The sequence below is a fragment of the Pseudomonas sp. NBRC 111123 genome, assembly GCF_001320205.1.
GTDB classification, from domain to species: domain Bacteria; phylum Pseudomonadota; class Gammaproteobacteria; order Pseudomonadales; family Pseudomonadaceae; genus Aquipseudomonas; species Aquipseudomonas putida_J.
The window spans coordinates 1-11,031 of record NZ_BCAZ01000082.1; the positions used below are offsets into that span (position 1 = coordinate 1).

The following is an 11,031-nucleotide window of genomic DNA, read 5'->3' on the forward strand; positions in this document are numbered from 1 at the left end:
GACAGTCGCGGTCACTGCACACAACGCTAAAGAAGGTGACGCATACGTCAACTTTGAGTTCCAGCTCAGCCACCAGCCGCAGAGTGGTTACCCGGCCAGCCTGACCGTCGATGTCGATGGCAAGGCTTACACGGTCAACCTGAACGCCAGTGGTTACGGCTCGCTGAATGTGGTGAACACCAACACCGAAGATGCCTACAAGGACGTCAGTACTGTGACGGCCACCGTCACATCCATCAACGGCGGCAACTTCGAGAAAGGTGACGTAGCCGGTGCGAAAGCCTCTGCCATCGTCGTCGATACCATTGACGACACCACCATCAAAGTGACCGCAGACCCTGCCACCGAGGCCGACAGCACGGTCACCTTCCACTTCCAGCTGAGCAATCCGCCGCAAGGTAGCGGTGCGACCATCCTCACCGTGAACGTTGCCGGTACGCTGTACCAGGTCACCGTGGATGCTGCGGGCAAAGGCGCGCTGTCTGTCGTCAACCCGAACTCTGAAGACGTGTTCAAGGACCCGAGCACCCTCACCGCGACCGTGACCAACGTCACGGGTGGCAACTACGAGAACGTCAATTACACCGGTGCCACCGCAACTGCGAACATCGCCGACACGATCGACACCGTTTACGCCAAGATCAGCATCGTCAACGGGTCGGTCACCGAAGGCGGCACCTTCACCTACAAGGTCGATCTGGTCGATGCCTCGGGCAAGGCCATCACCGTTCCAACCGGCAAATCGGTGACGGTGAACCTGGAGTGGAGCGGTACCGCGGATGCCTCTGACGTTGTTGGCACGCTGCCGAAGAGCGTGACCATTACCGGTGGCAACAGCAGCTACTCGTTCGACGTGAAGACCTATGACGACACCAAGATCGAGAGCGATGAAACCCTGACGGCCACCATCAAGCAGGTGGTCGACAACAACAACTTCTACGAGAACCTGGCTGTTGGCAGCCAGAACACGGCCACCGGGACGATCTTCGACAACGACAAAGGGCCGCAGGTAATCGCCAACTCCACGGCTTCCATCGTCGAAAGTGGTACCGCTGGCGGCGCCGACGTGGTCCTGGTGCTCGACCGTTCGGGCAGCATGGGGCCACGCAGCACCGGTGGTGGTGACCCGGATGGCGCAGGGCCGTACAACACCCGCCTGGAAATGCTCAAGGACGCGGTCAAGAACCTGTTCCAGTCGGGCACCGTGCATTCGGTGTTCATCGTATCGTTCGCCAGCAGCGCCACCTTCCACGGTTCCGGCAAGGACGGTGGCTGGTACACCAACCTGGACGATGCGCTCAAGGCCATCGACAACCTGAATGCTGGCGGTACCACCAACTACGCCTCGGCGCTGAACGCGGTTACCAGCAACTACACCAATCCGCCGGCAGGTGGCAGCAAGCTGGTCAGCATCTTCATGTCCGACGGTGCGCCTAACGACGCCACGGCCAACGAAACCACCTGGATCAACTTCCTGAACAACAAAGGCTTCGACGATTCCTACGCTGTAGGCTTCGGCGGGCTGAGCAACCAGGACAAGAACTACCTGGAGCCAATCGGCTGGAAACCGGGTGAAACCAAAGACTCGATCACCAGCGGGGCGGCCGACGATCACGTGCTGGTCGTGGATACCTCGCTGAGTGCGTTGACTCAGGCGCTGGTCGGCAGCGTCGGCGGCAGTGCCGTCTCTGGGGATGTGACCGCCAATGCTACGGGTGGCACCGCCGGCTGGGCGGCCAACGGCTGGAAACTGTCTTCGGTGCAATACGGTGGCGTGACTTACACATTCACCAATGCCACCGACAGCAAAACCATCGACCTGGGCACCGTGGGCAAGGTGATCATCAAAGGTGACGGCAGCTACACGTTCTCCGGTAAAGACAACCAGGATGTTGCCAACGATCTGTCGGCTGAGCTGAAGTTCACCATCCGTGATGCCAACGGCTCTACCGCTTCGTCGACCTTGACCTTGACCGTCAAGGACCGCAGCGATGCCATCGCGGCCAATGATGATGCAACAGCCACCCTGACTTCGACGAAGGTGACGACGGCGGCCTCTACTACGACGCTGGCGACGTTCTCGAGCAACGAGAGCAATGCCTGGAAGTTCACCAACAATGTGTCTGACCAAGACTCCCAGCTTGCGACCAAGCTGAGCTTGAACACCGGCAGCTGGATGTCGAGTTCGGTCGTAAACACCACGCTCGATGCCACCCGCAGCAGTAACGCCCTGAAGTTGACCGATAACAACAACAGCAGTACGGGTGACGCCCAAGCGGTTACCCCGGTCTACACCACCGGTTCCGTGGCGGGCGAGACGATTTCGTTCACTGCCAGTGCCTCGCTGACATCGCTGTCGACCTGGTACGACTCGGGTACTGACACCGCAACCTGGACGCTGTACAAGAGCAGCGACAATGGCTCGACATGGACCAGTGTGCAGGTGGGCTCGATCAGCTCGGGCAACTCGACGATCACAACTGGCGCGTTGGATGCCAACAGCCAGTATCGTATCCTCCTGAACGTCCATGACGACACATGGAGCAACAGCGACAACAGCAATGCGTCGGTCACATTCGACGATTTCAAAGCCAACGTGCCGGCGTCGACCACCACCGTCTGGAGCGCAGCGGCGGTCACCGGCTCGGTAGCCACCAATGATACTTGGGGCGGCAACGGCGAAACCTCGACCCTGTCGGTCAAGGTCAACGGCAGCTGGGTGGATGTCACCGCCGGCATGAAGGTCACCGGCCAGTACGGTGAGCTGACCATCAATAAAGACGGTTCCTACAGCTACCAGGCAACTGGCAGCAAGGAAAACGCCGGCCATGTGGATGCATTCGAGTACAAGCTGACCCAACCAGATGGCGACACCGACACCGCGCACCTGTACGTGACGATTACCGCCCCAGGCTCGGGCGTCACCCCCGCCTGGACCAGCGGCAACGACACCCTGCTTGGCACGGACGGCAACGACATCATCTTCGGCGGTGCCGGCAACGATACCCTGACCGGCGGCAAGGGCAATGACACCCTTACCGGTGGCAGCGGCGCTGATCTGTTTGTCTGGAAGGCGGGGCATACCGGCAACGATATCGTCACCGACTTCAAGGCGTCCGAAGGTGACCGCCTTGACCTCAGCGACCTGCTGCAGGGCGAGAAGGGCAGCAACATCACCGATTACCTGAAGGTCTCCACCGTCAATGGCGATACTGTTCTGCAGGTGAGCAGCAAAGGTGAGCTGAACGCGACCGATGGTGCCAACCATGTCGACACCACTATCACCCTGCAGGGGGTCAACTGGTCGAGCGCCACGATCAACTCGCTGGTCGGCGGTGCTGATCCGCTGATCAAGATCGACAACCACAACAGCTGATGCTGGCCCCCGACAGCGGCAGGTGACTGCCGCTGTCGAAGCCCTTCGATTCCACGGGTTGGCGCTTCCCTGCGACTGGCGGGCAGGCGCATACTCGCCTGCCATTTCATCGCGCAATCACCCAGAAGGTACCCTCGTGACGCTGGACAACGCCCTGATCTACGTACAACGTGACCCTGAAGGCCGCCTGCAGCGTGTCGAGCCCAGCCCCTTCCCCGGGCACACGGAAGTCCTCACCGCTGACCATGCCGAGGTCCAGCACTGGTTCGCTGACGATGTGGTGGAAAACAGCCTGCGCCAGCTCAAGCAGAGCGACCTGGACATGATTCGCGTGCTGGAAGACCTGATCGATGTGCTTACCACCAAGGGCGTGCTCAGCATCACCGACCTGCCGGCCGGCGCCCAGGCCAAGCTGCTCAATCGTTCGACCGCGCGCAAGGCGCTGGGGGGCTTGAGCAACCTTATCCAGGATGACGCGGACCATGGCCTGATCTGAGCGGCTGTCGCTCATATGGTTATGCGTTAAAGATATTTAAATTATTTTTCTTATGCACTTATAGTCACTGCCACTGCGTACCCGTCGACCAATCGATGTGCCGCACGACTTGAACCCACACGGGTAATCCCCGTGCGTTTCTGATCGTTGCGCGCCATTGAAGTCGCGCACTGCGTGGGAGTGAAACATGCCAGCCGCCTCGAACGCCTTGTCGTCCATCGACAGCGCCCAGCCGCAAACCTTCGAAATCCGCCCGTTCTCCGGTGCTGTCGGCGCCGAGATCATCGGCCTGGACCTGGCCAAGCCAGTCACCGCCGAGGATTTCACCCGTATTCATCGCGCCCACCTCGACCACCATGTGCTGGTGTTCCGTGACCAGCGCATCAGCCCGGAACAGCAGATCACCTTCAGCCGCCGCTTCGGCGAGTTGCAGATCCATGTGCTCAAGCAGTTCCTGCTCGCCGGCCACCCGGAAATCCTGATCGTCTCCAACATCATCGAACATGGCCAGAACATCGGCCTGGGCGATGCCGGCAAGTTCTGGCATTCGGACCTGTCGTACAAGGAGCTGCCAAGCCTCGGCTCCATGCTGCACGCCCAGGAGCTGCCCAGCGAAGGGGGCGACACCCTGTTCGCCGACATGCACAAAGCCTGGGACGCCGTGCCCGATGCCCTGCGCAAGGTGGTCGAGGGCCGCAGTGCCGCTCACTCCTACACTGCCCGTTACGCCGAAACCAAGTTCGAAGGTAACTGGCGCCCGACCCTGACGGCCGAGCAACTGGCGCAGGTCAAGGAAGTCATCCACCCAGTAGTGCGTACCCACCCGGAAAATGGCCGTAAGGCACTGTTTGTCAGCGAAGGCTTCACCACCCGCATCGTTGGCCTGCCGGACGATGAAAGCCGCGATGTGCTGCAGCAGCTCTACGCGCTGAGCGTGCTCGAGCAGAACATCTATCGCCATCAGTGGCAGCCCCACGACTTGGTGTTCTGGGACAACCGTTCGCTGATCCACCTGGCCACCGGTTGCCCCGCGCACCTGCGGCGCAAGCTGTTGCGCACCACCATCCAGGGCGATGCCCCGTTCTGACGTCTGAGGAATTCATCATGCGTAAATCCATCAGCCGCCTGGCGGCAAGCATCGGCCTGGGCGCTAGCCTGGTTGTCGGGAGCCTGACGGCCCCCGCCGTGGCGCAAGCCGAAGGCAAGATCCGCATCGCCGAACAGTTCGGCATCGTCTACCTGCTGCTCAACGTGGTGCGTGACCAGCACCTGATCGAGAAGCATGGCAAGGAGCAGGGCATCGACATCGAAGTCGACTGGGCCCAGCTGTCCGGCGGCTCGGCGATCAACGACGCGCTGCTGTCCGGCTCGGTGGATATCGCCGGTGCCGGTGTCGGCCCGCTGCTGACCGTGTGGGACCGCACCAAAGATCGGCAGAACGTCAAGGCCGTGGCCTCGTTGGGCAACTTCCCGTACTACCTGGTCAGCAGCAACCCTAACGTGAAGACCATCGCCGACATTTCCGACAAGGACCGCATTGCCGTGCCTGCGGTGGGTGTTTCGGTGCAGTCGCGCTTCCTGCAGTACGCCGCCGCCCAGCAGTGGGGCGACAAGGAATACAACCGCCTCGACAAGTACACCCTGGCCGTGCCGCACCCGGATGCCACCGCCGCGTTGCTGGCCGGCGGCACCGAACTGAACGGGCACTTCTCCAACCCGCCGTTCCAGGATCAGGCGCTGGCCAACAAGGACGTGCACGTGGTGCTCAACAGCTATGACCTGCTCGGACCCAACTCGCCGACCCTGCTGTTCGCCACCGAGAAATTCCGCAAGGACAACCCCAAGACCTACAAGGCCTTCGTCGACGCCCTGGCCGAGGCGGCGGATTTCGCCCAGAAGGACAAGGCTGCTGCGGCTGATACCTACATCCGCGTGACCAAGGCCAAGATCGACCGCGACGCGCTGATCAAGCTGATCGACAACCCGCAGTACGAGTTCACCGTCACGCCGAAAAACACCTACAAGCTGGCCGAGTTCCTGTATCGGGTAGGCGCCATCAAGCACAAGCCGGAGTCGTGGAAGGACTACTTCTTCCAGGATGAACGCCCGCTGCAAGGGAGCTGACCGATCATGACCGCCCCATTGCCAGGCCACACGGCCAGCAACCTGAGCCGTGTCGCTACACCGCCGTTGCTTCAGGTGGACAACCTGAGCCTCGAATACCGCACCGCGCAGCGCGTGGTGCGGGCCACCCACCAGGTCAGCTTCGAAGTCGACCGTGCCGACCGTTTCGTCCTGCTTGGCCCCTCGGGCTGCGGCAAGTCCACCTTGCTCAAGGCCGTGGCCGGTTTTATCAGCCCCCGGGAAGGGCAGATCCTGCTGCAGGGCCAGCCGGTCAAGGGCCCCGGCCCTGACCGCATCGTGGTGTTCCAGGAGTTCGACCAACTGCCGCCGTGGAAGACGGTAAAAGAGAACGTCATGTTCCCGCTGTTGGTGTCTGGCCAGCTAAAGCGCGCCGAGGCCGAGGAGCGGGCCCTGCATTATCTGGACAAGGTCGGCCTGGCCGCCTTTGCCGATGTTTACCCGCACATGCTGTCGGGCGGGATGAAGGCACGTGTGGCGATCGCCCGGGCGCTGGCGACCCAGCCGAAGATCCTGCTGATGGACGAGCCGTTCGCTGCACTCGATGCATTGACCCGGCGCAAGATGCAGGAAGAACTGCTGCTGCTGTGGGAAGAAGTGCGCTTCACCTTGCTGTTCGTCACTCATTCCATCGAGGAAGCGCTGGTGGTCGGCAACCGCATCCTGCTGCTGTCGCCCCACCCGGGCCGGGTGCGCGCAGAAGTGCACAGCCACCAGTACGACCTCGGCAGCCTCGGCGCTGCAGACTTCCAGGCCAGTGCACGGCGCATCCATCGCTTGCTGTTCGACGAGGCCGAAGCCCCGGAACCGGCTGGTGACCTGGGTTTCAACGACATCCGCATCGCCTACTGACAGGAGCTTCAGCCATGACCCCTACACCTGTACGCCAGGAATACGAGGTGCAGCTGGAGCCTTTGCTCAGTGTGCCCGTGGAACGCAATCTACCGTTGGCCCAGCGCCTGTGGCAGCACGGCTGGCTGCGCAAGGCCGTGATCCTGGTGGTGATCGCGGCCTTGTGGGAAGCGATCGCCCGCTACCAGGGCAACGACCTGCTGTTGCCGACCTTCCTGCAGACTGCCGCCGCGCTGTGGGACGGCCTGCTCAGCGGCGAACTGCCGGCCAAGGTTGGCGTGTCGCTGGTCATTCTGCTCAAAGGCTACCTGCTGGGGATCGTTCTGGCCTTTGGCCTTACCAGCCTGGCGGTGTCGACTCAGCTCGGTCGTGATCTGCTGGGCACGCTGACCTCAATGTTCAACCCGCTGCCGGCAATTGCCCTGCTGCCGCTGGCGTTGCTGTGGTTTGGGCTGGGTGACAACAGCCTGATCTTCGTGCTGGTGCATTCGGTGCTGTGGGCGTTGGCGCTCAATACCTATGCGGGCTTTCTTGGGGTTTCGGAAACCTTGCGCATGGCCGGGCGCAATTACGGCCTGAAGGGGCTGCGCCTGGTCCTGCATATCCTGGTGCCGGCGGCGTTGCCGTCGATTCTCTCGGGGCTGAAGATCGGCTGGGCGTTCGCCTGGCGTACCTTGATCGCCGCCGAGCTGGTGTTCGGCGCCAGCAGCGGCAAGGGCGGGCTGGGCTGGTACATCTTCCAGAACCGCAATGAGCTGTATACCGACAAGGTATTTGCCGGGCTGGCGGTGGTGATCCTGATCGGTCTGCTGGTCGAGGGGTTGGTGTTCAATACCCTCGAGCGGTTGACCGTTCGGCGGTGGGGCATGCAGCGGTGATTTTCCTGTGCCGGCCTCTTCGCGGGTAAACCCGCTCCCACAGGATTTTCACAGGCCGTGAAGACTGTGCAGTCCCTGTGGGAGCGGGTTTACCCGCGAAGAGGCCAGCACAGGCCACCCATACATATGCTGTGGGCCATTGCCCTTGCTCTGAAAAACTTTCATACATCCGAATTTGTCGGAAAACTTGTACGAAAATTCTGAATTAAGTATCGATCTCCATAGAACCGTTGCGGTTATCTTTCCTCGCGCCTAGCCTGTTCCGCTCATTCGTTTACAAGGAACAGTAAACATGGCTTTCGACGCTTTCATTCAAATCGCGGAAATCGCTGGCGAATCGCAAGACGAGAAATACAAGCACTGGATCGAGATCCTCGGCTACACGTTCGGCACCAGCCAAAGCACCTCTGCTACCGCGAGTTCCGCAGGGGGCGCCACCGCCGGGCGTACCACTTTGAGCAACCTGACCTTCACCAAATACCTGGACAATGCCAGCTGCAAATTGCTTGAAGCCAGTTGCGCCGGGCAGCACCTGAAAGAAGTCAGGCTGGTCGTCTGCCGCGCCGGTGGCGACAAGCTGAAGTACTACGAAGTGGTGCTCGAAGAAGTGATCATTGCCGACTATCTACATAGCGTGCATGCCGGCGTGCCGACTGAAATCATCCAGCTCAACTACGGCCGCATCAAGACCACGTACACCCGGCAGCAGCGCACCGATGGTGGTGCTGGCGGCAGTGTCACCGGTGGCTGGGACCGGATTGCCAACAAGAAGTTTGCGTGAGGAACGACCATGTCCGAGGCACGCAGCTTTATAAATCCCAAGGCGCAGAACTACGCGACCCTGAAGACCAGCACGCCGATGAACGCCAATCAGCAGGCCAAGTTCGATGTGCTCAATGCGCATATCGTCAACACGGTCGTCTTTGCTGGCGAACTGGTGATTGTCGGTGATCCCTCCACGCCTTCCTGTACCAGCCATGAAGCCTTTCTCATGGGTAAGGCGGCAGGTATTCACCGTGACATCGTTTTTAACGGCGGCGGTGTTGATGGGTTCATGCTGGATAACTTCGAAATGCTGCAAAGTCTGTTGACCCATGCGTCGATGGGGGCTGGGGCCGCAAGCGATGGCTGGGCCAGGCATTTGGGTTCCATCAAGAAGACGCTGGAGCAGATTGAGCAATTGCATCGCGAGCACATGAGTGGTGGTACGTTCAGGGCACGGGAAGCGTTTTACGCCAAACGTGCGGCGCTGTTCAGCACGCTGGATGAGCAGCTAGGGAAGACCGCCGCCTATGGCTCTGGTTTACGAAACCAGGGATCGATCAAGCGGATGCTGCAGCTTTCCACTAAACGCTATCTGAGTACCGGGGAAATTACCGGGTATGCCGAGAAGGTAACGGGAGTGGCGAGGGCTGCGAGCCTGATCAAGAAAGGGGCCTACATTGGAGTCGCATTAGATGTGGCAGCGACAGGGCTGTCTATTCAAAATGCATGCACCCTAGGTCGTGAGGAAGAATGCAGGAAGGCTAAATACGTCGAGTTGAGCGGCTTGACAGGCAGTATATCTGGCAGTGTTACTGGGGGGGTCATAGGCGGTGCTATGGTAAGTGCCATATGTGTAGCACTCAGTATTCCCTCTGCTGGTAGTGCCGGTATTGCATGTGCTGTTGTCGGAGGTGCTGTAGGTGGTAAATATGGTGGTGATTTAGGGAGAAAGTGGGTTGGGGCGCTCGGAGAGGTAGTGTATGAAAGGGCGCTCGAATGAACTCGACAGCTGCAGTGGTAATGATGTCTGTGCTGATAGTCTGGATGACTGTTAGCCTAGGCCTCATGGTTTATCTAGCATGCCGATATCTTGATGTGATTGAGTCTGAGCTATCAGGGTGCAGCTATATTCGTGATAATCGGTTGAACTTTTCACCGGCGGGATTGTTGGGTAGAGTGATGCGTGCCTGCCTAGCCGCAAACATGCTTATGATGCCCGGGATCTTTGTTCGCAGAGGCGTTGCGGATGCTTCAGAAATATTGCGATTTCCAAGGGCGATGAGAGTTAGGTTGCTAGTTTCTTGGGGGGGCTTAGTGGCTTCTGCGGTGATATTTGTTGTTGCTCATAATGTTTTGAAATTATTAAGCTTGCCTGGTTGAATATGTGAGCACTCATGTTTCATCTCAATGTATATCCTGATTTTGCCGCTCCCTAGCTGGTGTTCGGGTTCAGCAGCGGTCAGGGGGCTACAGATTTGGGGGTGGTCGCTGGGGCGTGTGGGGAAGGTGAGCGGCGGGCGAGATAGGTTGGGAACGGTGAAATTGCAGGTGGGGCGCTATGAGCTATGTTCGGAGAGATATTGAATCAGGTCTTGTATGAGACCGCACAATGACAAATATGCAGATAGCCGTGCTCGGTGTTTGCTTGTTTGCTTCGCCCGTACTCATGTTTGCGGCATGGATTTTTGTCGCTTGTCGTTATCTTGATTATGTTGAATTTTTATTAAAGAATAGCAAAATTGTTGTCGGTAATAGGGATAATTTGTCCGGTGCCGGGCTTTTGGGGAAGGTTTTGCGTGTGGGGGGGATTTCCGCGATGCTATCCGTGAGCCAGTTTTGCGTTCGAAAGGGTTTGGTTGACGCTGGAGATTTACGAGCAGTACCTGATCGCATCAAGAGGCTGCTGATTATACTGTGGCTCGTGCACTTGTTTTTATTTGCATCGTTGGCATCCTTCTGTATATGGGTAGGTGTTTTACGAGGCTGATTACTAAGTAAGTGCTGCGGCGGCGATTTGTGATCACTTACGTGAAGAATAAGTCGTGAGTAAATTTGAGATTAATTTGGTTTCGATGTGTTTTTTCTTCTTGGCGGCGCTCGCATTTTTAGTGCAGATGTATGTCGCCATAAGACATCTTGATGAGGTTGAAGAGCTGCTGTCGAAAAGCGATTTTGTATGGGGGAATAGGAAGCTTTATTTGCGCGCAGGGCTTCTCGGTAAAATTATGCGTATCTGTACCATATCAATGCTTTTGACTATGCCGAGCTTATTTGCACGCAGAGGATTGGTTGATGTGGCTCAATTGCGAGATTTTTCAAATTCGATGAAAAGGATTATGGTCGGAGCTTGGTGCACGATGTGTATTTCTTCAATGATATTCCTGATGCTCGGATCTTTTTAGAGTGGTGGTGATCCTGATCGGTCTGCTGGTCGAGGGGTTGGTGTTCAATACCCTCGAGCGGTTGACCGTTCGGCGGTGGGGCATGCAGCGGTGATTTTCCTGTGCCGGCCTCTTCGCGGG

At 58.7% G+C, this 11,031-nt stretch carries 10 protein-coding genes and 1 pseudogene; all 11 read left to right on the forward strand.

The genetic code is table 11. The annotated features are described in order from the left end of the window. Positions 1-3,376, forward strand: a 3,376-nt coding sequence (locus APH27_RS24925) for a type I secretion C-terminal target domain-containing protein (RefSeq protein WP_156335908.1), incomplete at its 5' end; no start/stop codon positions are given. A 154-nt stretch (positions 3,377-3,530) separates the two neighbouring features. Further along, a complete protein-coding gene (locus tag APH27_RS24930) occupies positions 3,531-3,872 on the forward strand; it encodes a hypothetical protein (RefSeq protein WP_027919386.1) in 342 nt (113 codons plus the stop codon). A gap of 187 nt (positions 3,873-4,059) precedes the next feature. Further along, complete coding sequence (locus APH27_RS24935; protein WP_060486171.1) at positions 4,060-4,959, forward strand: TauD/TfdA family dioxygenase; 900 nt, start codon at positions 4,060-4,062, stop codon at positions 4,957-4,959. A 17-nt stretch (positions 4,960-4,976) separates the two neighbouring features. Then, on the forward strand, positions 4,977-5,996 hold the full coding sequence (locus APH27_RS24940; protein ID WP_027919388.1) for an ABC transporter substrate-binding protein: 1,020 nt from the start codon (positions 4,977-4,979) through the stop codon (positions 5,994-5,996). A gap of 6 nt (positions 5,997-6,002) precedes the next feature. Further along, positions 6,003-6,866: an ABC transporter ATP-binding protein gene (locus tag APH27_RS24945; protein WP_027919389.1), complete on the forward strand. Its 864-nt coding sequence runs from the start codon at positions 6,003-6,005 to the stop codon at positions 6,864-6,866. Positions 6,867-6,880: 14 nt separating this feature from the next. After that, positions 6,881-7,744: an ABC transporter permease gene (locus APH27_RS24950; protein WP_027919390.1), complete on the forward strand. Its 864-nt coding sequence runs from the start codon at positions 6,881-6,883 to the stop codon at positions 7,742-7,744. Between the two features lie 292 nt (positions 7,745-8,036). Beyond that, complete coding sequence (locus tag APH27_RS24955; protein WP_060486172.1) at positions 8,037-8,525, forward strand: type VI secretion system tube protein Hcp; 489 nt, start codon at positions 8,037-8,039, stop codon at positions 8,523-8,525. Positions 8,526-8,534: 9 nt separating this feature from the next. Next, entirely contained in the window at positions 8,535-9,509 is a 975-nt protein-coding gene (locus APH27_RS24960) for a hypothetical protein (RefSeq protein WP_060486173.1), read from the forward strand. A gap of 609 nt (positions 9,510-10,118) precedes the next feature. Continuing rightward, entirely contained in the window at positions 10,119-10,496 is a 378-nt protein-coding gene (locus tag APH27_RS26270; protein WP_082435252.1) for a hypothetical protein, read from the forward strand. A gap of 55 nt (positions 10,497-10,551) precedes the next feature. Next, complete coding sequence (locus APH27_RS24965; protein ID WP_218187550.1) at positions 10,552-10,911, forward strand: hypothetical protein; 360 nt, start codon at positions 10,552-10,554, stop codon at positions 10,909-10,911. Between the two features lie 4 nt (positions 10,912-10,915). Continuing rightward, a pseudogene (locus APH27_RS26495) lies at positions 10,916-11,005 on the forward strand (ABC transporter permease); the annotation flags it as partial. Positions 11,006-11,031: the final 26 nt, after the last annotated feature.